The sequence below is a fragment of the Acinetobacter sp. FDAARGOS_515 genome (assembly GCF_003938865.1).
In the GTDB taxonomy this organism is placed as follows: Bacteria; Pseudomonadota; Gammaproteobacteria; order Pseudomonadales; family Moraxellaceae; genus Acinetobacter; species Acinetobacter ursingii.
In genome coordinates this window covers 1,996,761-2,021,469 of record NZ_RKIX01000003.1, presented here as the reverse complement: position 1 = coordinate 2,021,469, position 24,709 = coordinate 1,996,761, and the positions used below count along the sequence as shown (strand labels likewise).

Below are 24,709 nucleotides of genomic sequence, written 5' to 3'. Positions count from 1 at the left end.
AATTATTCCTTATGTATAGACTGTGTTTTTGGAAAGGTCAAAATACAGCGTAGACCACCCAGCGGTGAATGTGCAAAGCTTAAACGTCCACCCAAAGCCTGCGCAAGCTTACATGAAAGTGCCAGCCCCAAACCTGTCCCCCCTGTACTGCGGGTACGGGAATCATCTACACGGTAGAAGCGTTCGCCTAAACGTTGAAGCTGTTCATCATCGACACCCAATGGACTATCATCCACAATGACACTCCAATGCTGACTGGTTTCCTGCGTATGAATATGAATCTGGCCGCCTTGTTCAGTATAGCGAACACTATTACTCAGCAAGTTGACCATAATTTGTTTAAAACGGTCTATATCCAATTGTAAAAGTGTACCTTGACCATTTATAGAAACGTTAAGCCCTGCTTGTTCAAACTTCGGCTTAAAGTTATCAACTTCTTGTACCATCGCCTCCCATGGATTGACCTCGGTAAAATAACATTTTAGTTGCTGTGCATCTGCCTGAGCCAAATCACCCAAATCCTGTGTGAGTTTCTTCAGGCTCGTCACCTGACGCATCATGGCATCTAAATGTTCAGGGCTGGCTTTGCGAATCCCATCTTGCATGGCTTCAATCTGCGCCTGTAACACACTCAGCGGAGTTTTTAATTCATGCGAAGTATCCGCCACCCATTGTCGGCGTGACTGTTCATGTTGATCCAAAATTATCGCCAACTGGTTTAATTGTGCGGCCAGATCGCCGAGCTCATCATTCCGTTTAATCGTGACCTGATGTTGATAATTCCCCTGCGTCAATTCACGAGTGGCGTTCAATAAACGCTGAATTGGTTTTTTAAAATAGGTCGCGAGTAATAATGCCGCCACTAAACTTGCCAGTACAGAGAAAGTATAAATTAACAGTAAAAAGCGTTTTTGATTACTAAAGAAGTTGATACTTAAGGCATCATCCTGATCCAGTACAGGTTTTAAGCCCAAATAACCGACAACCTGATTACCAACCATAATCGGTCGAAAAGACAGTTGTTCATTCGATGGTTCACCAACGACAAACTGATGATGAACATCATACAGCGAAAGGCGTGAACTTAGCCCCAATCGGTCAGGCATGGAAATAAAGCGCTTTTTGCCGTCTTGCGGCATCATGCCCGCCATTTCAGAAAGACGGGGTGGTCGATGGGGATCTTTATTTTTGTCGTTGGGACGAAATAAATTTTGATTGGAACTGAGTGGAAATTTAAGCCCTTCAAATGGCTGATATTCAGAAGGTAAATTATCCTCAATAAATTTGCGTTCTTGCTCATCCAAAATTGGACGATTTTGAAACTCAATATTATGTGAAAGTTCTGGAGAAAGACTCAACAAGGTTTGTTCTTTAAACATCCGCTGTTGCAGTGCAATATCATATTGACGGCGCAACCACCAACGAGACAAACGGTCATAATCGTCTGGAGCAGCATCCCCTTCAATCTGTAAAATCTGCGCCTGAATCGCATTGCCCCAGTCATGATAAACGCTGTAAACATTGCCCAAATTGGTAATAAGATGATCCAGCTTTTGCATTTCAACATCTGCCACATATCGGGCAAAGTTTTTCTGCATGGTCCAATGCAAAACGCCCAGACTTAATGTAGTAATGACCAATGTAGTCAATAATACAGTCAGAAACAGACGCAAGGCGATGGGCACACGACGAATCTTCAAAAGTAAACTCTCATTTTTCTTCTATATTCACTATTGTAGCGAACACTCACTCAAAAAACTCTCCATTGTTTCTTCATGTTTATTACTTAATCTTTAATGCATGAAATCAACATAAATGTGGGGATCAAAATGAATAAGTTATCTAAAGTTGTCATGCTTGCTGCAACAGTGGTCACGATGGGAAGTCTAGCTGCCTGTCAATCTACAACAGGTCCGCAAGAACCACCCGCGCGTCATATGATGGATGACGGCCCTCAAGGCAAACATTTTATGAAACGTCATAAATTAACCCCTGAACAACGCGCTGAAATGCAGCAACGTCGTGCTGAACGTCAAGCTCAGTTTGAACAAATTCAACAAGCCTGTGTGGGTAAAACAGTAGGTCAAGCCATTCAAGTCAAAGTGGGTGATAAAACCATTGATGGAACCTGTCAAATACGTTTTAAACCGAACAAAATGGACGATCGCATGGCTCCACCTGCTCCAACCGCACCAGTTAGAGCCTCATAAGCAAAATCTAATCGTTAAAAGACGCGCAAGCGTCTTTTTTTGTGGACACAACTTTTTACGTTTTTTGACTATTCCTTTCATAAAAAATTAGATAAAAGTGTTTAGACTCAATGTACTTAGGTGTTTCAACAGCATTTTCTTTGACTTTACAGTCATGGATGTTCACGCGCAAATGCTTGTACATATAAATAAGTTGTTGCACGATGTAAAAGTAAAAGATGTGTCATCAGACACCATTATCGTTGATTAGGATTATAACTCTGGTTTAACCAGTATTGAGGAACCCGATATGCCACAATACAAAGCGCCGCTACGTGATATGCAATTTGTTTTGCATGAATTATTAAATGCCGAAGAACACTATGCAAAACTTCCTGCATTTCAGGAAAACGTCAGCCGTGAATTGGTGGATCAATATTTAGAAGCCGCTGCGGATTTTTGTGAAAACGAACTTTCTCCACTGAACCAAATCGGTGACCGTGAAGGTTGTACATGGAATGACGGCGTTGTCACCACACCTACAGGTTTTAAAGAAGCCTATCAAAAATATATCGAACTCGGTTTCCCTTCTCTTGCAGTGCCTGAAGAACATGGCGGTCAAGGTTTACCGGGTTCACTAGGGACGGCCATTTCTGAAATGGTCGGTGCAGCAAACTGGGCATGGGGCATGTACCCAGGTCTATCTCATGGTGCGGTACGTACTATTGAGCATCATGGTTCTGATGAGCAAAAATCAACTTATTTGCCAAAACTTGTTTCTGGTGAATGGACAGGAACCATGTGTTTAACTGAATCTCATGCGGGTTCAGACCTTGGTATCATCCGCTCTAAAGCTGAACCAAATGAAGATGGTAGTTTTGCAATCTCTGGCGAGAAAATCTTTATCTCTGCTGGCGAACACGACATGGCTGAAAACATCATTCATATCGTGCTTGCGCGCTTACCTGGTGCCCCTAAAGGTACCAAAGGTATTTCATTATTTATCGTACCAAAATTCAATGTAAATGCTGATGGTTCTTTAGGTGACCGCAATGCCGTTCGTTGTGGTTCTATTGAACATAAAATGGGTATTCATGGTAACGCGACTTGCGTCATTAACTTTGACAATGCAAAAGGCTTCTTAATCGGACCTGAAAATCGCGGTTTACACGCCATGTTTACCTTCATGAATACAGCGCGTATTGGTACAGCGGTTCAAGGTTTATCTGCATCTGAAGCATCGTTCCAAGGTGCATTGGCTTATGCCAAAGATCGTTTGGCGATGCGCGCTCTTTCTGGTCCTAAAGCACCTGAAAAAGAAGCAGATCCGATTATTGTACATCCTGCTGTACGTAACATGTTATTGACTCAAAAAGCATTTGCGGAAGGTGGTCGTGCTCTTGTTTACTTCTTGTCTCAATACGCAGACGTAGTTGAGCAAGGTACAACTGAAGAAGAACGCAAATTTGCGGACAATATTCTTTCATTGTTGACTCCAATTGCGAAAGCATTCCTGACTGAAACAGGTTCAGAGTCAGCCAAACACGGCGTACAGGTATTCGGTGGTCATGGCTTTATTTCTGAGCATGGCATGGAACAAATTGTTCGTGATACACGTATCTCTTGCCTATACGAAGGAACCACTGAAATTCAGGCACTTGATTTGTTAGGTCGTAAAGTTCTACAAACTCAAGGTGCGATGCTACGTGATTTCACCAAAATCATTCATAAATTTGTTGAAGCGAACAAAGACAATGCAGCCTTGAAAGAGTTTGTTGAACCTTTGGCTGCCTTGAACAAAGAATGGGGCGATCTCACTATGCAAATTGGTATGCGTGCGATGCAAAACCCTGATGAAGTCGGTGCAGCAGCAGTTGATTACCTATACTTCTCTGGTTATGTCACACTGGCTTATTTATGGGTACGTATGGCATTGGTTGCTCAGGAAACATTAGCGGCAGGTACAACAGATGTTGACTTCTACAACGCTAAAGTCACCACTGCACGTTTCTACTTCAAGAAAATCTTGCCACGTGTTCGTTCGCATGTCGATGTACTTTCAACTGGCTTAGAACCACTTATGGCATTAGATGCAGAACACTTTGCGTTCTAATCTGAACCTGCCTAACATGTGTGCATGAGTGAAAACAATTGCATACTAATAAAAAAGGACTGATCAGTTTTGACAGTCCTTTTTTTATCAAATCAATGTTAAATTAATGCCAATCAAAACATACTGATGAATTACATTTTCTGTGTAATATTAAACACATAAATGTAAAAAGAACAAAGGTGAAAAACGATGCCAATTTACAACGCTCCCCTTGCAGACATGCGCTTTATCTTAAATGACGTATTCAAAGCAGAACAATTCTGGCAAGCCAATGAAAATCTGGCTCATATTGATGCTGCAACTGCTGAAGCCATTTTAGAAGAAATGGCTAAATTTGCACAAAACGTAACTTTGCCCTTAAACCGTACTGGTGATGAAGAAGGCGCACGTTATGAAAACGGCAATGTCTTTACCCCTGCTGGTTTTAAAGATGCATTTCAACAGTATGCGCAAGGCGGTTGGATCGGTTTAGGTGCAGATGAAGAATGGGGCGGTCAAGGCATGCCAAAAATGCTGACTGTTCTTGCCGACGAAATGCTATTTGCTACTAATCCATCGTTTATGCTCTACCCGCTTCTTTCTGTCGGTGCAGGTATGGCACTCAACAGTTATGCATCGCAAGAGCAAAAAGAGACTTATTTACCTAAAATTTATTCAGGTGAATGGTCAGGTACTATGTGCTTAACTGAGCCACATGCAGGTACAGACTTAGGGATTATTAAAACCAAAGCTGAACCGAATGCAGATGGTACCTATAACATCACAGGTACTAAAATCTTCATCACAGGTGGTGATCACGACCTTGCTGAAAATATCATTCATCTAGTCTTGGCTAAAACACCTGATGCACCTGCAGGTTCGCGTGGTATTTCGCTCTTTATCGTACCAAAATTTATGGTTAATGAAGATGGTTCAGTCGGTGAACGCAATGCGGTTGGTCCAGGTTCGATTGAACATAAAATGGGCATCAAAGCTTCTGCTACTTGTGTCATGAATTTTGACGGTGCCAAAGGTTTCCTTGTCGGTAAGGAAAACGAAGGTCTGGCTGCTATGTTCGTCATGATGAACTATGAGCGTTTATCAATGGGGATTCAGGGTCTTGGCGCATCTGAATTTGCCTACCAAAATGCGGCTCAATATGCGACAGATCGTTTACAGGGTCGTAGTGCAGCAGGTGTACAATCTCCAAATAAACCAGCAGATAGTATTTTAGTGCATGGCGATGTCCGTCGCATGTTGCTGAATGCCCGTGCCAATAATGAAGCATCTCGTGCTTTTGCAGTGTATGTGGGTCAACAACTCGACATTACCAAATTTTCAACGGATGCTGAAGCTGTTAAAAAAGCCAATAATCGTGTTGCATTGCTGACACCGATCGCCAAAGCGTATTTAACAGATACTGCTTTCCAAGCGACGCTTGATGCGCAAATGTGCTTTGGTGGACATGGTTATATTCGTGAATGGGGCATGGAACAATGTATTCGTGACCTGCGTATTTCACAAATTTATGAAGGTACTAATGGCGTTCAGTCACAGGATTTAATTGGTCGTAAAACCATTAAATCTGGCGGTGCATTTATTGCTGAATATATTGCCGAAATCCGCGATTTTGCCAATACGCTCAGTTCTGACCTGAACTTCATTAAAGATGCAACACTTGATGCAGCCACTGAAGTTGAAGCGGTAACTCAATTTATTTTGCAACAAGCAGCAGAAAATGTTGATTTCCCAAATGCAGCAGCCGTTGATTATTTGCATGCTGTTGGCTTACTCAGCTTTGCCTATATGTTTGCCAAAATTGCAGCCGCTGCACAAGAAAAATCAGGCGATTTCTATCAAAATAAACTTTCTCTTGCTCAGTACTTTGTTGCGCGTATCCTGCCAGAACTTGAAACTCGCATCAAAAAAATTGAAGCAGGCTCTGAGTTAGTCATGAGTTTTAGTGAAGAATACTTTACCACTCAATCCTAATTGATTCTTTCAAATCAAAACGCCTGATTCATTAGGCGTTTTTTTATACTCTTAGATTTTCAAATTACGTCAATCAAAACGTCATGTGCATGAAATTTGCTTGATATTTAATAACCATCATCTGTCATTATAAGAAGCTTAGTCATGCCCACTCTCAAGTCCCCCAAAAATCTAGAGGCTTTTCTGGATAAACTCGGTAATCGCGCCGTCGAAGCTTTTCATTATCTGGCGTTGTTTATTATTGGCTGTATGGTGGCATGGTCAGCAATTCATACCACCATCGATATTTTTACCGTTAAAAAATATGCCACGATTGACGACATTTTATTGTTATTCATCTATTTAGAACTTGGCGCAATGGTTGGAATTTATTTTAAAACCAACCACATGCCAGTGCGATTTCTCATTTATGTTGCCATTACTGCATTAACTCGCTTATTGATCTCAGATATTCAACATAACCATCAGGCCGATGTTGATCTGCTGATCGTGACAGGCTCGATCTTGATTTTGGCTATCGCGATTTTAATCGTCCGCTATGCATCATGGCATTATCCATCTGTCATTCGGGATAAACATCAGGAACGTCCATTGGCCAAAGGAGAAACCCCGCGACCAGAAGATGATGAATTGGCATAAAAAACCACTACCCTGCTCAGATAATGGTGTTTGAGAAAAATCGTCTTAATGCCCGCCAAAAAGAATCTGGGCAATAATTCCTGTAGCAACAGCGACTAACACATAGCGTCCATCGATATATGCCCAGCGGTGTTGCGGTGGAGGCGGTGGCAGTTGATAGTCATACCAGTTATTCACATAATAACGTTCCGCTAAATATTGCGGTGGCAAACGATAACTGGGTCTGAAATCATGTACTCGGTAATATCGTGGCGGTGGTGCATAATAGTAACGATTTTCGATCACCCTAGGTGGCGGTGGTCCATAAGCTCGCCAATCGTGACGATGCCAATCTGCATGTCGATCTGGCCCGCCATGATAATGCCCCCAACCACGTCCACCCCAATCTGGAGGCGGTGGATCAGCCAGTGAAAGTGTGGATACACCAAGCATACACACACAAAGTGAAACGGAAATGATCCTTTTCATATCCAGTTGTCCGCAATAACACCAAGTCTAAAGTGTAGAAAATGCTCTGGGAGAAATCATGAATAAAAGACCCATATCTGCAATCAATTGTTATGATTTTAGTGGGTTGTAATACGCTTCATATTTCATTGTAAATTAACTTAAAAAACCTCCATAAATCCAAGTAAAGAGGACACTTCAAGCTTTGGCACAGGCTTCATCGTTAAGTCTCACTTCAGTGATGAAATCGGCTTTCTGCGTAAAATTAAAAAGGCTGAGTCCTGTACAGAACTCAGTCCTTAGAAACCGCTTAATCAAACCATCCAAATTTTGGGGGTCAGATCATTGCGATGCTGGATTTTATGATGACTCAAACAATTTATCGAACTGCATAAATACGATGGTTACTATTTGATACCAATAAATAGCGACCATCTGCTCTTACCCAATGATAGCCACGTGGCGGTGCAGATAAGCGCGAATTACGCCAATTTGACACGTGATAACGGTTGTCACGATATTGATAAGGTAAGCGATCGCCTTTTCTAAAACTCACATAACGATCACGTTCATGATGTGAGTTTGACCATTTTGGTGGTGCTTTAGGCGGAGCGTGATGATAATGACGATCGACGCCACGATATTGATTCCAGTCATTGGGTGCTGCCATCGTGGTGGCCGAAATACCCAAAGCCAGTGCAGCCAGTGTCATCTTCAATGATATTTTCATGAGTTCATCCTCTTTTGATCTGTCTCCAGATTAGGCGACAGTCAAGGAGAAAGCATGGATGAAAAGCCTGATTTTGCTAAAGATTGTAAGCTTGCTTCCTTAAAGATGAAGAATATGTAACACACCATGATTCCTCAATATCGTCGATTAACGTACAAGCTCAATACGAAAGTTATCATCTGAAATCAGTAAATAATGCCCGCCTACTGAATACCAGCGTGTTCCCCATGTTGGCTCGTCAAGCTGATGTCCAGACCAGTCATTGAGATAATATTGTTCATTACGATATTCGATAGGTAAAGTATTACCACGAACAAATACATAGCGCTCAGTTCGATACTCATACTGAGTATGAGGCTGGTAGTGATATTCAATATAACTCCCCTGATGAGGTCGCTGCGGATAATGAGGATAATGTCCATTTGATGGAGGACGATGCCCATAATAAGGCGGTGGAGGTCGATTCCATTGCGGTGGTCGTGACGGTGGTTTAGGACGTTCTACACCACGATAATTTCCCCATTGATTTTCAGCCATACTTACAGTGGAGAGACTGAGTAAGATTGCAACCATACAGGCATATACACCATAAATACGCATCGTATCGCCCTTCTTATTCTTTAAATACCCTATTATATTAGCTTAAAAACAAACAATTTCTGCATAATAAATGTAGGTTCCATTTAAAGTTGTACTGCGTGGCATGCTTCACATTTCTTTATTGAAAAAGCCGCTATACTAGAGGTTCCTTGTATGACTGGATTGAGAGCTTGTGGCTGAATTAAGTTTTGAACGCCTTTATCAATTTTTTAGTAAAATACCAAGCATTCAGGAAAGCCGAATCGATGCACATGGCGCGGATGGTAAAGATGCATGGTGGTTTAAATTTCAGATTGATGTTGAACACCCGCTGGCTTGGCAAACGGTGCAAGAGCTGGGACATGTGTTGAATTATTTATCGACCAATGAACGGTTACCCACCCAGTTTTTTCCAGTTTCTCCTCCACCCTATATGAATGGTGAACCAAAAGAATTTTTGGCGTGGGTCATTCAATGTAATCATCCAGATTTTACGCCAGATGTTGTGTGTGACTGGCTCGAAGCACGTTTACCCAATCCGGTAGAAGATGAAAGCCAATGGAAAATTTCAACCGATTTGGCAGGACTGGATGAATTATCAGCTCAAGAATTGGATGAACTAATTCCTCCAACGCATTAACAGCCGATATAAAAAATCAAAAAGAGAGCAATAATCTCTCTTTTTGATCAGCATTGGATTCGCTTTTAAGCAAAATCATTAAAAAGTAGAAAGTCCCGACCATTCCATAAAACGATAAGTCCAATATTTGAGCTTGGACTCATCTGCATATTTGGAATAATCGACACTCATTTGACGACCATTCAGATTCGACCATGCAGTATTAAAGTAACGCTCCGCATCTTGAAAAACGGCATCCTGAGTTTGTCCTTGCACCAACATATCCGTTTCCAGATTATAATTTTTCAAATTACGTGCAGTAAAATTAGCCGAGCCTAAAATCATCTCAGCCTGAGTCGGGTTAGATTTAATGATCATTTTACTGTGGCATTGTTCACCATGAGTGTCGCACCAACGCACAGGAACGCCTGCAGCATGTAACTCTGAAGCCACTTGACGATTGGGAATGCCATTTTTTTGACGTCCAAAAGCATCTTTATTCGGATCAAGTAAAACCCTTAATTTCACGCCACGTTTTTGCGCTGCTTTTAAATCATTCACAATTTGACGTTCGGACAAATAAAACATCGCCAGATCAATTTGATCGTTGGCTTTTGCGGACTGAATTAAATCCACTACCGCATGATATATTGCCGCTTCAGTCAAAACCTGAACTTGGGGCGCCTGATGACTGGCGTTGATTTCACCCATCACCATCATAGGTGATGAACCCGAAGACATTTGCGCCACACTTTGTTCAGTTTTCAACAGATCCATGGCTGTTGGGCCTGACACCAATAAAGCGACGTTGGAATGGCGTGAACTGCCATCATGAGGATTGGCTGAAGTCACCAAAGATTTCCAGCCGTCATCGGTATTCACCACCAAGGTCTTACGATGATTTGCCTTAAAATTAGCCAGTTGCAAATAACTGCGTAAAGTAATTTTTTCCTTGCCAAATGGATTTGGTAACCAGCCCTTTTCAGGATTATTACCTAGATCCTGACAACAGAGATACCAGAGTCCAGACCAAGTTGGATTCGAGGCACGTAATGGAGTGAGGTTAGTTTCGATGATATCAATGCCTGCCTGACGTAATTGTCGATAATGTTCAGGCAAGATACCGCCGTAAACCGAATTAATCGGATCAGTAATCAGCGTAATTTCAACATTCGGAGATTCGTGCCGTTTTTGAATCAAGGCTTGGGTAAGTTGCTGTGTTAATGGTCGCTGTGTCAGTTTGGATTCACCTGTTTCTGAATTAAATAAGAACATATCCAGAACAATGGTGGTTTTCGCCTGATGGATCAGATTCAAAATTTCATCAAAAATTTGATGATCCTGCTGTTGTTGACCTTGAGCATTCACATAAGTTTGATCAGAAAGAAATTTAACCTCTGCATGACGTAATTTACCCGTAAAATTTAAACCATCGGGTAAGGGTTTATAGACATGATAAATCGCGGAAGCAATATAACTCAGGGCTAATACACCTGCGATCAGTGCAACGTAACGACGCCCCGACCAATTCAGCTTTTTGTGAATTCGTTGAAAAATACGCATAACAAACAACCTAAACAATTAGGTTCAGGCTAGAGTTTATTTCCTTATTTTTCAAGACACATTTGGTTAAATTGGCTTATCTCAAGCTGCAAAAACACAAAAGGAAGATCTCACATCTTCCTTCAGGTAAAAATATTAGAGATTTAAAAATTAAAATCGATGCCCACACTAAAGTTTCGACCTATTTGTGGCACATCAGAGAGGAAAGACTCGTGTAAATAGACTTTACTATCGAGCAGATTATTGGCTTTGGCATATAACTGGTAGCCTGTTTTTGGGTTCAACTGCCCCTGATAAGCCAAGCCTAGATTTACCATATTATAACTCTTGCCTTCGGTTTCGTAGTTGGCAATATCATCCTGATGAAAGACATGATAGTACTCGGCTGTACCAGAGTATCCTTCACCAAAATCTGCCTTGATACGTGTTCCCATTCGCCCACCCGGAATACGTGGTGCATTACCATTATCATAGAGCTTGGCACGCACATAATCACCAAATAAGCCTGCATTATAGCGCGCACTCATCTGGTAGCTAATATCACCATCAACGCCATAAAAACGTGCATCTGTTTGGTCATAATGTATAGAACGAAAATCTCCCTTACGGTCGATGGTATTTGCATAGATAAAGTTATCAAACCAATTATGGTAAACAGTTAAGTTGTACTGAAGCGCGTCTTGGTCGCCATGGAAACCCAAATTGATATTATTGGATTTTTCTTGTGTTAATTCGTCATTACCAAATTCGAAACTTTTTGTGGGTCCATGTAATCCTCCATTCGAATATAATTCCTGAGCCATTGGAGAACGTTCTTGATGGGATGCATCAAGTGAAATTTTATGATTCGGTGTAAATTCCCAAGCGCTTTCACCTGCAACAGAATAGGCCGTACCATTAAAGTTTTTCTGATCTGAGTCCACACTTGTATCTTGATGATCAATACGTGTAAAGAGTTTCGTCGTGACTGGACCAAACTGTTTCGTCTGTAAGGCAAATAAACTGTAACGTTCGGTGTCTGTGGGTGCCATCAAAGCTTCTTCGCCATCGATGGTCAGTTTTTGGCGAGTAAATTGTGCGCCCATTTGACCATTCCAACCTGCCCACGGATGATTGTCTAAAACAATACGCATATCTGTACCTGTACTATGAAACAGTGTAGCTGGCGTATCGCCATCCATTTCGGCATGTTGATACGTCGTGTGGTTGGCCTGAGCAGTTAAGCGGCTAAATCCCACAAATGGATCATTCAATTGGGTTTTAACGTCATAACGTTTTTGTTTTAAATTAATCCACGATGAACTTCCATTTTCACCGTCGTCCTCATGTTCCGCAGGAATGGTCAACATCATGTTGTGGTCAGGTTCCCAGTCTGAATCGACATCTCCAGGAATACCATATTTATCATGACGTTCACTATAGGAAACTCCGGTATAACCACGATCATAAATCCATGACAAGCCTGCATGATAATCATGGGATTTAGCAAAGGTGCTATCTTCACGGCGTGAATCGCTTTGTAGATCATTCGGTAAAATATAGTTATTGGCATCGCGTTTTACAGCACCCAAATTTAAAGCAACCTGACGCCCCAAACCGATTGTGGTATCACCCGAATAAACCAAACCATCATCACCCGTGTTATAACGCGCACCTATACGCCCTTCATAGCCATTTTCTGGCATTGTTTCAGGAATTTTATGATCGATCACATTGACCAAACCACCAACAGAACCCGCACCATACATTAATGTTTCCGGGCCTCTTAAGACTTCGATCTGATCTGCCGAATTGGGATCGACCGTGACTGCATGATCAGGTGAAACCGAAGAAACATCTAATGGATCGCCCCCATTTTGAGTAATCTTGACACGTGCCCCATCCTGACCTCGAATCACAGGGCGGCTTACGCCCCCCGTGTATTGAGCTGAGTAGATACCTGCCTGACCATTTAAGGCATTGCCAATTGTAGTTGCACCCTGAACCAATTGGTCTTTCCCGATGACCGTGTCACCTGCTGCATGATTGAGATGATCTTTTGGCGTAGACTGAGCTTGCAATTCAATTGTAGGTAAATCATTGACATCGACTTCCTGTTGAGAATTTTGCGCAAAAGCATGTTGTATAGACAATGAAAGAATAGAAAGTGCAAATATATGTGTTTTTTTAAACATGATGATCATCCAGATGCTAATCACATGTTACGTTATAATATATTATATATTTTTCAAGAAAATTCAGTGCGGTATCATTATTTCCATTAGCAATATGACTTTTATGGTTTCGACAATAAATTAAGTCTAATTTAAGCAAAAGATGAATAGAACAATATAACATTTCAAAAACATGAAGCCTATATCATAGGCTCCATGTGAATATTTAAAAACCACTGCTTTAGAAACTAAAATCGATCCCCAACGTAAAGTTTCGTCCAACTTGAGGGATGTTGGATAAAAACGATGCATGGTTATACACTGTTTCATCCAGCAGGTTATTGGCTTTTAAATAAACCCGATAATCCGTTTTATTACTGACTCGTGCTGCATAGGCAACCCCTAGATTCACCATGTTATAGCCGTCTGTCTCAGTTTCATAAGCTGCGATTTTGTCTTGGTTAAACACGTGAGAGTACTCTGCCATTCCAGAAAAACCGTCTCCAAAGTCCGCATCAAAACGTGTTCCTAAACGTCCTCCAGGCATACGTGGTGCATCACCTTCAGCATCAATTTTTCCGCGAACATAATCTCCAAACAACGTCGTTTTATAACGTGGAGAAAGTTGATAAGAGATTTCACCTTCTACCCCATAAAAACGTGCTTCATCTTGTGTGTATTGCACAAGTCGGAAGTTCTCATAACGATCCAGTGTACGAGCATAGATATAGTCATCAAACCAGTTATGGAATACATGTACATGATAATTCAGCTTGTCCGTATCGTAATGAAACCCCAGTTCGATATTATTGGATTTTTCTGGGTTTAGGTTTTCATTGCCAATTTCATAAGTATTGGTGGCGAGATGTTTCCCATTGGCATAAAGCTCTTGTGCCAGTGGCATACGCTCCTGATGCGAAGCGACTAATGACAATTTATAATTCGGCGCAAATAACCAATTGGCTGCACCTGAATAAGAAAAAGTATGGTCATTGTAATCTTTTTGCGACGAATCAATATCAATTTGTTGCTGATCAAAACGTGCTGCCACTTCAAAATGTACATCTTTCCACTGCGTATGTTCTAAAGCAAATACGCTCCATTTATCCGTAGTACTCGGCCCTGCAAAGATGGATTCTTCACCGGTAATATCCAGCTTTTGACGGCCAAATTGTGTACCTAACACCCCTTCCCACATGCCAATCGGCTGATGCACCAACTCTAAACGAGCATCATAACCTGTACTTTTAAATGTCGTTGCAGCTTCACCTTCCTCAATTTCATCATGTTTATAGTCTGTATAACTGGCCTGTGCCAGTAACTTTTTAAAGCCTGCAAATGGATCATCCAGCTCTGTTCTAAAATCATAACGTTCAGATTTGAGGTCGACCCACGGGCCAGCATGATCATGTCCATCCTCATCATGATCATGACCGTCGTGATCATGCTCATCATCATGGCCATCATGCCCACCACAATGTAGATGTGTACCATGCGGATGACAGCTTTCATACTCATGGCTATGACCCGGCAAACCGTATTGATCCTGACGATTGGTATAAGAAACTCCAGTAAAACCTCGATCATAGATCCATGACAAACCTACACTGACGTTCTCTGATTTGGCAAAGGTATTATCGACTCGACGCTCTCTTTCACCTTCATGAACATAATCAGGTGCAATATAATTGTTAGCATCACGCTTTAAACCTTCAACACGTAGCGCGACCTGATCACCCAAACCAACTGTAACTCCCGCAGCTGCTAACTTTTCATCGCTGCCTGTGTTATAGCGCAGTCCAATCTGCCCCTCATATCCACCTTCAGGCATTTGAGTTGGAATTTTACTATCGGTAACATTCACCAACCCACCCACTGTACCTGCACCGTACAGTAAAGTTGAGGGCCCTCGAATAATTTCAACTTGCTTCGCCAAAATTGGATCGACTGTGACGGCGTGATCGGGAGATAAAGTGGAAACATCCATCGTTTCAGAGGCATTGTCTAAAACTTTGACCCGCGCACCATCTTGCCCACGAATAACGGGACGACTTGCACCTGGTCCAAACTGATTGGAATAAACCCCAACCTGTTGACTTAAAGCTTCACCAATTGTTGCGCCACCCTGCCGCAATTGATCATTCTTAATAATATTGTCAGCAGCCGCATAATCCACAGCACTTTGCACCAGAGGATGTGCGCTAACTTCGATAGTTTCTAATTTTTGTATCCCAGTCTGTTGCTCTGCTGCGTGTGTTACGCCACAGATCGCTGCAAATAACGATACAGTCAGTGCATTCTTTTTAAAGAACATATAAAGCCTCGAATTCTTAAAATCTTAAAATCTTCTTAATTTTTGTTATAATATAACATTTCATTTGTTTTGCAATAAAAAACATTCATTCTCTAAAGCTTTACACTCAGACCCGATCTTGATCCAAAATTTATTTCTTTATATTTATGCCTTTTACTTTATCCCATGCGGTTCTTGCTCCCCCTATCGCCAAAATCACTCGATACAAATTGCCCATTGGTGCGTTGGCAATAGGCTGTATGACACCAGATTTAGTACGATTATTTACAGATGAAAATGTCACGATTAGCCATGAATGGGCAGGCTTAATTATTCCAGATTTATTGCTTGGACTTATTTTTTGCGTACTGTGGTATGTACTGTATCGCCCTGTGTTGTATTACTGGCTCTCTCTACAAGATGATTTAAATCTGGCTACTTTTAATCGGTTCTGTAGTTTTTGTATGGCTTGTATATTGGGAGTCATCATAGGCTGTGCAACACATATTCTCTGGGATGGACTCACACATGACGATTTTAGAACCTTTGCATTTCAAGGCTTACTCAGTCAGGACATCGTATTTTTAGGGCGAACTTATCCTATTCATCGATTTTTACAACTTACAACCTCTGTGGTGAGTTTGCCGATTTTAGGCTGGATGTGTTATCGGTATATAATTGAATATCGTATTCAAAAACAACGCGCATCATATCAATCATTAAGTCTTGTGATATTTCTCTCGCTCGCTGTAGGCAGCTATTTTCTTTTTAGCTATTGGCAACAACTCGACACTCAGCTCTGGCATACAGATACCTATGCCGTTACAGGCAAAGCGATTAATTATTTTTCACGTGGTTTTCTCATCAGTTTTAGTTTGAGCTGTCTCATTTTTATTCTGATGAAATGGCTTAAGGCATTCAGTGCTCAAAAACAGAATTAAGCTTTCAATTTGCTGTGTTTTTTTGCTGTTTTACGCTCAAGTTCTTGTGAGTGCTCCTTCAAAAAGGCATAATCGCTGATTCACTGGCGGTACGCTGTTTACGTATACGCCCCTACAGCCAATATAGTTTGGATTTTAAAATATGATGCGAACTCATTACTGTGGCTCTTTAACAGAAGCCCAAATTGACCAGACCGTAACTCTTTGCGGATGGGTACACCGTCGCCGTGATCACGGTGGGGTTATTTTCCTAGACATGCGTGACCGTGATGGTTTAGTGCAAGTCGTAATCGACCCTGATACCCCAGAAGCCTTTGCCACCGCAGACAAAGCGCGCTCTGAATTTGTTCTTAAAATTACGGGTCGTGTTCGTCGTCGCTATGCAGGCACTGAAAATGCCAATATGGTCAGTGGTCAAATTGAGGTTTTGGGCAAAGAAATTGAAGTTCTTGCACAATCTGAAACACCGCCATTCCCATTGAATGATGACAATATCAATGTCTCTGAAGAACATCGTTTAAAATATCGTTTCCTTGATATCCGTCGTCCTGAAATGTTAGAGCGCTTACGTTTACGTTCTAAAGCAACGACTTTAATTCGTAACTATTTAGATGACAATGGTTTTCTAGACGTTGAAACACCAATTTTGACTCGTGCAACACCAGAAGGTGCGCGTGACTATTTAGTCCCAAGCCGTGTTCAAAATGGAAGCTTCTACGCCCTACCGCAATCACCACAATTATTTAAACAATTGTTGATGGTGGGTGGTATTGATCGTTATTACCAGATTGCCAAATGTTTCCGTGACGAAGACTTACGTGCGGATCGTCAACCAGAATTTACCCAAATCGACATTGAAACATCATTCTTAAATGATGATGACATTATGGATTTGATGGAAGGCATGACCGTTAAATTATTTAACGATTTGCTTGGGGTCAAGTTCGATAAATTTGAACGTATGACTTATAACGATGCCATGCGTGATTACGCATCTGACAAGCCAGACATGCGTATTCCACTAAAATTGGTTGACGTTGCTGACTTAATGCAAGACGTTGAATTTAAAGTTTTTGCAGGTCCAGCCAAAGATCCTAAAGGTCGTATTGTGGCTTTACGTGTACCAGGTGCAGGTTCATTGCCACGTAGTGCGATTGATGAATATACTAAATTTGTCGGTATCTACGGTGCGAAAGGTTTAGCTTATATTAAAGTCAATGAGCTAGAAAAAGGCATTGAAGGTTTACAATCTCCAATCGTGAAGTTTATTGAACCGATCGTACTTGATCTGCTTAAACGTGTCGGTGCAGAAAATGGTGACATCGTATTCTTCGGTGCGGATAAAGCCAAAGTTGTGAATGATGCGATGGGCGCGCTACGTGTTAAAATCGGTCATGACCTAAAACTTACAACATGCGAATGGGCGCCACTTTGGGTCGTTGATTTCCCAATGTTTGAAGAAACTGACGATGGTAAATGGACATCGGTTCACCATCCATTTACTTTGCCAAAATCAAGCGTTGAAGAAGTTAAGTCGAATCCTGGTGAGGCACTTTCTGTTGCATACGATATGGTGCTTAATGGTACTGAAATCGGTGGTGGTTCACTACGTATTTATACTTTAGACATGCAAAAAGCGATTTTTGAAGCTTTGGGTATTGGTGAAGAAGAAGCCGAAGAAAAATTCAGTTTCTTGTTAAATGCATTGCGTTATGGTGCTCCTCCGCACGGCGGTTTGGCTTTTGGTCTGGATCGTTTAGTCATGCTAATGACAGGTGCTTCGTCTATTCGTGATGTGATTGCATTCCCGAAAACCAAGACAGCTGAATGTCCATTGACGCAGGCACCTGCACCAGTGGAACCAAATCAGTTACGTGATTTGGGTATTCGTTTGCGTGAGCAGCCTAAGAAAGAAGATTAACTGACTGTAAAATCTTTAAAAGAAGCCAGCAATATGCTGGCTTCTTTGTACTCGCATGAGCCATGTCGCAACAATCATCATGACATGAATTGAGATTGATTCTCTATAATGGCATAATAGGTCTTTGCTCTCCCTTGGATTCATTCAATATGGCTATGCGTCCTGAAGTACGTCGTCGTACCCTTGTTCTTGTTGCATTTTCACTCATTCAATGGGGATTTGTTTTATATATTTTAAATAACCAACTGTTTAATTTAGATACCTATCAACGTATTTTATTATTCTGCGTAAGCTGCTTAGGTGGTGGTTTCCTCATTATGGCCTCATTACTTTATATGGTCATTAAAGGTAATGCGGATCAATAATTTTGGCCTAATCTTTTGATTTTCACACTGCTGATTGGAGAGCAATTTTGCCACTTCGTTCACTTAAGATATTACATATAGCCAATTTTAAACCCGAAAATAATGGAATGATGTTTTATAACACTGACGCAAAAGTTCAACATGGTCTCATGGAACTTGGTCATTATGTATATCCTTTTGATTATAAATTTATGGTGAGAAAAAGTAATATTTTCAATACGACATCTCTTTCTCATAAAAAAGTGCATAATCAACTTATTGATTTATGTAAAAATATTCATTTTGATCTTATTTTAATTGGTCATATTCATTTACCTAAAACACTATTAAAACAACTAAAAACAATTAATGATTCTAAAATCGCAATGTGGTTTGTAGATCCAATTAACGAACCACACCGGCTGGATCATTTCAAAGAAATGCAAGATGAAGTTGATCATATTTTTATCACTACTGCGGGTGAACACTTAAAACAACTTTCAGAAGTGTGTCCACATCCTCTATTTGCATTTACACCGAATCTAAGTCTGGCTTCAATTGAACACTCTCGATCTGATTGGCACAAATACGACTACGATTGTGTATTTTGTGGCTCGAATAGTAAATATCCTGAACGTGAACAGTTTATTAAAAATTTAGTTGAAGAACTTCCAAATTTGAAGTTTAAATTAGGCGCCTGTTTAGGACATCCTTCTTTATTTGGATATGAGTATCAAGCTGCCGTTCAAAACAGTTTAATGGGCATTAATTATTCCAAGTATAATAATATCTATATGTATAGTAGTGATCGTATTGCACAGCTTACAGGTATGGGCACTTTAGTATTTACGGCTAGGACACCAGGGTTAGATATTTTATTTCCAGAAGATAGTATTATTTATTTTGAAGATTTTAATGAATTACTCAAAAAAATTGATTACTATCAAAAGCATCCATTACAGGCTATTGAAATTGCAAAAAAAGGCTATGAAATTGCGCATACCCGTTTCGAGGCAAAGACGGTTTTGCAACAATGGTTAAATTTAATTTATAATCAATCTTTAGATTCGGTTTGGCAAGATGAAATTTACACTAATGGCAGCAAACTAGAAGCCTGAGTCACCCTCTATTCTTTTTATACTGGATTAAATAAAATCCAATTATTTAAACTGTGAAACCAAATGAATTATTTTAATAGTTTTATCAAAGAGTCTTTTCGTCTTTTCAGTGAACAGCCGACTTTTATTCCAGACTTAGACATTGCTTTTGCTATTGATAAAAACTACTTAAAACCTTGTGGAATTACTTTATTCTCTATAGCAAAGAACAATCAAGATTTAAAAATTAATTTCCATATTTTTACAACGTATTTTGATTCATTTGGCTATGATGAAATTATAAGCCAGTTTAAAAATACACAAATCTTTGTCTACATTCTAAATACTGAACCTTACGATAAATTACAAGTCAATGGGCATTTCACAACTGCAATCTACTACCGATTATCGATAGCAAATATTTTTAAAGATAAGTTGGACAAATTTATATATCTAGATGCTGATATTTTATGTGTTAGTAGTCTAAAACAGATTTGTTCAATTAATATTGAAAATAAAGTTCTTGCAGCAGTTCAAGATAAATGCATGAAACCAACTTATATTGAAAGCATTGGCTTAAATCCAAATGATAAATACTTTAATTCAGGCGTTCTTTTAATTAATACAAAAGAATGGAACAATTTTGATGTATTAACAAAATTTAATACGCTTATTTCAAAAAGAGATTATAAGTTCCCAGATCAAGATGTGCTTAATATCTTACTGAAGAATAAAATGATTTTTATTGATCAAAAATTCAACTATTTTACTCGAGACGATATTTCACCAGCTCTTATACATTTTGTAAGCTCTCCTAAACCTTGGAGCATCGCAGCCTCCCACGGAGAATTGTATTTAAAGTATTACTATCAATCGCCTTGGAAAGACCAACCACTTGATGCACCTAAAAATTCCAAAGAAGCAAAGAAGTTTGCTAAAATATTATGGCGAAAAGGAAAATATCTAGCTAGTATTCAATGGTATATATTATATATACAAAAAAAATTTAGCTAAATATCCTAAAATTAAAAAATGATTACTGCTATTTTATAATTTTAGGAAAAATTTAGTCTTATACATGTAAAACAATAAAGGACTTGTATATTTAAACTTTAACTTAAAAGTATTAAGGCATCTATGATCTTTTATATAAAAAATGTCTTCTTTAAACATATTGTAAAATTTTAAAAAATGATAAAAATTCTTTTTTAGCATTACCCCATATAAACACTCAATCAGCTTAAAATATACACATTCAAAACACTTGATATTTCTATATAATCGATAAAAACTAATAGCATAATAAATACTATCAAAAAATAGTTGATTTTTTTTAGCTGTTAAACTACTTTCATTCAATCTATATATCAAAAGATGATCGACTAATTCATAAATCTTCAATTCATCCCGATATAAAAACGGAAATGCCAAAACATCTTCAAAAATATAACCCTCAACAAATTCAAAATCTTTCAATAAGTCTTTTCTGAATACTCTCAACCAAGGTTGCCATTTATCCTTAATAAAATTTTTTATTTTAAACTCTTGATTAATAATGTGAGTTGACGTCTCATCAACAAAACACATATCAACAATTTCATTATTTTCCTTTTTCATATAAGCATTATAATGAATAATTGAAATATCATTATGATTAGTAATAATATCTAAAATTTTTTCTATATATTTTGGGCTAACAACATCATCAGGATCAAGAAAAGTGACGAATTGTCCAGTACAGACTCTTAGTGCATTATTTCTAGCACTGCTTACACCTGCATTAGACTGATTTAAAATCAAACAATTAATATCATGCTTATCAATAGAATCATTTAAAATCATAATAGACTGATCTTGAGTTCCATCATTAACAAAGATTAACTCAATAGATGCTTCTATTTGAGGAAATAAGCTATCCAAAAACTCCTGTATATATTTCTCTACACCATACACAGGAATAATTATAGTTAATAATTTATTCATTTTTCTTTAAATTCATACAATTAGCAAATTATCAATTTTTACTTCATATAAAAACTGATGACTTCATTGATCAGACTATTATGCTCTTTCGCAATTTGCTCAAAACAATATTTCTCTAAAGCCTCTTTTTTACCTTGCTGAGCATATTTTAAAGCTTCATCAGGATGACTAATTAAGTATTCAATTCCATCTGCTAGACTAATCGCATCATCAGCTTTAGCACACCATGCATTTACTTGATGCTTTGCTGTCTGTCGAATACCAATATCATCTGTGGTAATCAATGTCTTTCCCCATGCAAATGCATCTAAAATTCCAATTCCTTGGATCTCAGTGATTGATGGCAAAGCAATTATATCTGCTTGCTGTATTAAATTAATTTTATCGTCCCCACCAATCCAGCCAGGGAAACTCACAAGATCATCCAAACCTAACTGACTTGCCTGAGCTTTACATTGTTCAAGCATTTCGCCTTGACCCGCTAAAACTGCGCTAAATGGTATTCCTCTTTGCTTTAATAAAGCTAAAGCATCAATTAAAACATGAACACCTTTATTAGGTACCATTCGTGTCAGCATGACAATATTTACAGACTGCTTAAGTGGCTTAGGACTTGCTTCAACCTTTGGTAAATAAGTAAGATTTGAAATGACACGTTGCGGTTTCTTTTTTTCCTCGTTACTTTGTAACGCTTGAACAAGCTCTTGCACATAAGGCGTAATATGTAAAAATGCGTCTGCACGCAAGGTTCTTTTAACATTATGGCTGTGGTTGACCGCAAGTACTGGTATTTTCTTTTGCATGCCCAGCATCGCATTTTTAAATAACCAAACAGCTTTTCCACTATGCGCTACAATTAAATCTGGCTGTTGTTCCTGAATAAATTTGCGTACTTTTAACGCGGCCGCAATACTATAAAAACCTGTATTTGGAATCACATGAATTGGCCATTCACCACTATTCAAATGCGCATTTTCCTCCCCACGTAGTAATACTATCTCATGACCATAACTTTTTAGTGTATTAGCGATATCCAGTACAGCTTGCCAACGACCACCTGTAGCATCCCCATATACCGTATTGATGATTTTAAATTTTTTCAAGAGAAGAGCCTATCTTTCAATAATTGTGCTAATTTTTCACTAGGTTCGTATTTTAATGGTTTTAGTACATTTTCGCTATCCTGATCCATATTGGATAAATCTGAAATGGGTTGCACTGTAGCTAATTCAGTTCGTTCAATTCGTTGCAATACCCCACCAAACCGCTGATCAGGATTAAATTCAAAAGGATAATAGACCACTAAAGCTCGCATAGCACTGATCGTTTCCATCATCATCGACATCGAATCAGCCCCACAATATACCCGATCAGAAAGTCCCAAAAAAGCATGTAGAACCTGACGTGGTGCTTCACTCCACCACACCGCATCAATGATTATATCGTCATTCAAATGTTGCTTTAGTATGTTTTCAGCCTGCCCCCCTGTACGTCGTGAGGTACTGATTAACCATCGAATATCAAATTGATGTGCAAGTTGATTCATTTGCTCTGCCAGTATTTTCCAGTCTGAATCCTGATAAATAGCACCGGCTCCATTACCTCCAATAAGCATCGTCCACACTGGTTTCGTTAATACAGCGTGTTCGTCGCGCCATTGTTCAGCTTGCTGAGCCAATACTTGTTGATCAATCGCCATAGGCGATACATCAAGACTTATAAAAGGTTTAGCGAGATCAGGTTCCAGTACCAAAATAGCATCAAAGAGCTTTGCATTTAAATGCCGAAGTGAGCCACAAAATATACTTTTGGCATGCAAAACTTTAGAAATCCAAATGACTGCATAAGCCGTGTTTCCGCCTGCACCAACAATAATATCCGGAGATTGTTGCGGAAGTACATCACCCCGATAAAAATAATGAAGTTTATTCAAATCAGGAAGAGTTGAATTGAGCAACCAACTTAATGGACGTCGTAAAAAACCCTGATTAAGTTTCAAATCAATCCAACAAACGTCTAACTCGAATAAATGCTGTAAAGCAAATAAAACGCCTTTAGATTGATTAAAATGACCTGGCACACCATCACTGATAACCCAGACTTTTTTAGTTTGTTTAAGCGTGTCCGTCATCTAAAAGTTCCTGATATACCCTTGCCGTATGTTCAACCATGGCATTGATGGTCAAATGTTGCTGTGCAAAATGAAAAATTGGTTCAGCGTCTTTTTGTAACTGTGAAAAATGTTGAATATGCTGCTGCAATAATTGATGAAGTGCCTGTGTATCATTAGCAGGACAAATCATAGAGGGTAATAACACCTGCGAAACCATACCAACATCTGATGAAATCACTGGTCGTTTTAACAACAGTGCTTCAGAAAGCGTATAAGGACCACCTTCGTTCCGAGAAGAAATGACCAAGAAATCTGATTGCAGCAATAAATCATTAATATCATCACGATGCCCCCAAATTTTAATACGCTGAGATAACTGTGTTTGTTCAATTTGTTGCTGTAAGACCTGTCGGTCAGGTCCATCCCCAACAATCCATAGCCCTGCATCAACTTCTTTCCAAGCCTCAATAAGTAAATCAAACCCTTTAGCTTTCACTAAACGCCCAATGGCAATCGCTTGTAGGGGATAAGTTGCAGATTTACTATTTATAATAAAATCAGGTGGCCTCACACCATTCAATACCACGCGAATCTTGGATTGAGATGAAAATTGATTGGCAACTCTTTGACTCACCGCAATAATCCGATCATAACGATTAAAAGCTTTAATATTCTTTTTTAAATTATGTAATGTGGCAACATTCGGGACATTTAACCATTTTAACATTGGTGCAATCATCGAGACTGCTTTGTTCGCTTGGACGTGTAAGACATCCGCTTGGATAGATTTAATCGTTTGATAAAGCTTCCATAATAGAATCGGGTTATTACGGCTCTTCGATAAATCAAGGGAGTAGAACTGAACATTTTCAACACGTGATCGATATTTTTCATGAGCAATCAAACTGACACGATGTTTCAGTTTTATCAATCCATTAGCAAGCTCAATCACGTGTTTCTCAAGTCCGCCTTCTTCATCGCCTGCCATCACCATACAAATATGCATAATAGCTC

Annotated in this window: 21 protein-coding genes; 10 read left to right on the top strand and 11 right to left on the bottom strand. The window is 39.4% G+C overall.

Annotated features, from left to right (window positions below):
* Positions 1–2 precede the first annotated feature (2 nt).
* Positions 3–1,700 carry a sensor histidine kinase efflux regulator BaeS gene (baeS, locus tag EGS47_RS11375; protein WP_005002477.1) on the bottom strand — a complete coding sequence of 566 codons (1,698 nt, stop codon included), beginning with the start codon at positions 1,698–1,700 and terminating at the stop codon, positions 3–5.
* Positions 1,701–1,829: 129 nt separating this feature from the next.
* Between baeS and EGS47_RS11370 the strand changes: the two genes are divergently transcribed.
* The 4 genes from EGS47_RS11370 (at position 1,830) to EGS47_RS11355 (ending at position 6,912) form a co-directional block, all read left to right on the top strand.
* Positions 1,830–2,210 (top strand): hypothetical protein, encoded by a 381-nt coding sequence (locus tag EGS47_RS11370; protein WP_005002475.1) that lies wholly within the window; start codon positions 1,830–1,832, stop codon positions 2,208–2,210.
* 289 nt (positions 2,211–2,499) lie between these two features.
* On the top strand, positions 2,500–4,302 hold the full coding sequence (locus tag EGS47_RS11365; protein ID WP_004994688.1) for an acyl-CoA dehydrogenase C-terminal domain-containing protein: 1,803 nt from the start codon (positions 2,500–2,502) through the stop codon (positions 4,300–4,302).
* 189 nt (positions 4,303–4,491) lie between these two features.
* Entirely contained in the window at positions 4,492–6,273 is a 1,782-nt protein-coding gene (locus EGS47_RS11360) for an acyl-CoA dehydrogenase C-terminal domain-containing protein (protein WP_125269651.1), read from the top strand.
* Between the two features lie 144 nt (positions 6,274–6,417).
* Complete coding sequence (locus tag EGS47_RS11355) at positions 6,418–6,912, top strand: phosphate-starvation-inducible protein PsiE (protein WP_104794975.1); 495 nt, start codon at positions 6,418–6,420, stop codon at positions 6,910–6,912.
* A 45-nt stretch (positions 6,913–6,957) separates the two neighbouring features.
* On the opposite strand, the gene EGS47_RS11350 is transcribed toward EGS47_RS11355, so the two are convergent.
* From EGS47_RS11350 to EGS47_RS11340, 3 genes are all read right to left on the bottom strand, one after another.
* Positions 6,958–7,380 (bottom strand): RcnB family protein, encoded by a 423-nt coding sequence (locus EGS47_RS11350; RefSeq protein WP_125269650.1) that lies wholly within the window; start codon positions 7,378–7,380, stop codon positions 6,958–6,960.
* 358 nt (positions 7,381–7,738) lie between these two features.
* On the bottom strand, positions 7,739–8,089 hold the full coding sequence (locus EGS47_RS11345; protein WP_004994696.1) for an RcnB family protein: 351 nt from the start codon (positions 8,087–8,089) through the stop codon (positions 7,739–7,741).
* Positions 8,090–8,236: 147 nt separating this feature from the next.
* Entirely contained in the window at positions 8,237–8,689 is a 453-nt protein-coding gene (locus EGS47_RS11340; RefSeq protein WP_104794974.1) for an RcnB family protein, read from the bottom strand.
* A gap of 172 nt (positions 8,690–8,861) precedes the next feature.
* On the opposite strand from EGS47_RS11340, the gene EGS47_RS11335 reads away from it, so the two are divergent.
* Complete coding sequence (locus tag EGS47_RS11335; RefSeq protein WP_004992938.1) at positions 8,862–9,308, top strand: hypothetical protein; 447 nt, start codon at positions 8,862–8,864, stop codon at positions 9,306–9,308.
* 78 nt (positions 9,309–9,386) lie between these two features.
* Here EGS47_RS11335 and EGS47_RS11330 read toward each other — a convergent pair whose 3' ends face one another.
* From EGS47_RS11330 to znuD (EGS47_RS11320), 3 genes are all read right to left on the bottom strand, one after another.
* Positions 9,387–10,850, bottom strand: a complete 1,464-nt coding sequence (locus EGS47_RS11330; protein ID WP_104794973.1) for a phospholipase D family protein — start codon at positions 10,848–10,850, stop codon at positions 9,387–9,389.
* Between the two features lie 143 nt (positions 10,851–10,993).
* Positions 10,994–13,024, bottom strand: a complete 2,031-nt coding sequence (znuD, locus tag EGS47_RS11325) for a zinc piracy TonB-dependent receptor ZnuD (protein WP_034699456.1) — start codon at positions 13,022–13,024, stop codon at positions 10,994–10,996.
* 220 nt (positions 13,025–13,244) lie between these two features.
* The gene (gene znuD / locus EGS47_RS11320; RefSeq protein WP_125269649.1) at positions 13,245–15,317 is read right to left on the bottom strand and encodes a zinc piracy TonB-dependent receptor ZnuD; all 2,073 of its coding nucleotides are present in this window, start codon (positions 15,315–15,317) and stop codon (positions 13,245–13,247) included.
* A 146-nt stretch (positions 15,318–15,463) separates the two neighbouring features.
* Here znuD (EGS47_RS11320) and EGS47_RS11315 point away from each other — a divergent pair, with 146 nt between their 5' ends.
* The 5 genes from EGS47_RS11315 to EGS47_RS11295 all read left to right on the top strand — a co-directional run bounded on the left by EGS47_RS11315 (position 15,464) and on the right by EGS47_RS11295 (position 20,613).
* On the top strand, positions 15,464–16,237 hold the full coding sequence (locus tag EGS47_RS11315) for a DUF4184 family protein (protein WP_125269648.1): 774 nt from the start codon (positions 15,464–15,466) through the stop codon (positions 16,235–16,237).
* A 142-nt stretch (positions 16,238–16,379) separates the two neighbouring features.
* Positions 16,380–18,158: an aspartate--tRNA ligase gene (gene aspS, locus EGS47_RS11310; RefSeq protein ID WP_005002444.1), complete on the top strand. Its 1,779-nt coding sequence runs from the start codon at positions 16,380–16,382 to the stop codon at positions 18,156–18,158.
* A 149-nt stretch (positions 18,159–18,307) separates the two neighbouring features.
* On the top strand, positions 18,308–18,523 hold the full coding sequence (locus tag EGS47_RS11305) for a hypothetical protein (RefSeq protein ID WP_005002441.1): 216 nt from the start codon (positions 18,308–18,310) through the stop codon (positions 18,521–18,523).
* 107 nt (positions 18,524–18,630) lie between these two features.
* Positions 18,631–19,620, top strand: a complete 990-nt coding sequence (locus tag EGS47_RS11300) for a glycosyltransferase family protein (protein ID WP_371863725.1) — start codon at positions 18,631–18,633, stop codon at positions 19,618–19,620.
* Positions 19,621–19,683: 63 nt separating this feature from the next.
* A complete protein-coding gene (locus tag EGS47_RS11295; RefSeq protein ID WP_005002436.1) occupies positions 19,684–20,613 on the top strand; it encodes a glycosyltransferase family 8 protein in 930 nt (309 codons plus the stop codon).
* Between the two features lie 33 nt (positions 20,614–20,646).
* Here the strand turns inward: EGS47_RS11295 and EGS47_RS11290 are convergent, their stop codons facing one another.
* From EGS47_RS11290 to EGS47_RS11275, 4 genes are read right to left on the bottom strand one after another with little or no spacing between them, the layout of a single operon-like run.
* Positions 20,647–21,582 carry a glycosyltransferase family 2 protein gene (locus EGS47_RS11290; RefSeq protein ID WP_005002432.1) on the bottom strand — a complete coding sequence of 312 codons (936 nt, stop codon included), beginning with the start codon at positions 21,580–21,582 and terminating at the stop codon, positions 20,647–20,649.
* A gap of 38 nt (positions 21,583–21,620) precedes the next feature.
* Entirely contained in the window at positions 21,621–22,685 is a 1,065-nt protein-coding gene (locus EGS47_RS11285; protein ID WP_005002431.1) for a glycosyltransferase family 4 protein, read from the bottom strand.
* Positions 22,682–23,713: an ELM1/GtrOC1 family putative glycosyltransferase gene (locus EGS47_RS11280; RefSeq protein WP_005002428.1), complete on the bottom strand. Its 1,032-nt coding sequence runs from the start codon at positions 23,711–23,713 to the stop codon at positions 22,682–22,684. The genes EGS47_RS11285 and EGS47_RS11280 overlap by 4 nt, the downstream gene beginning before the upstream one ends.
* Positions 23,697–24,701 (bottom strand): glycosyltransferase, encoded by a 1,005-nt coding sequence (locus EGS47_RS11275; protein ID WP_005002426.1) that lies wholly within the window; start codon positions 24,699–24,701, stop codon positions 23,697–23,699. Before EGS47_RS11275 ends, EGS47_RS11280 begins: the two co-directional genes overlap by 17 nt.
* Between the last annotated feature and the right edge of the window lie 8 nt (positions 24,702–24,709).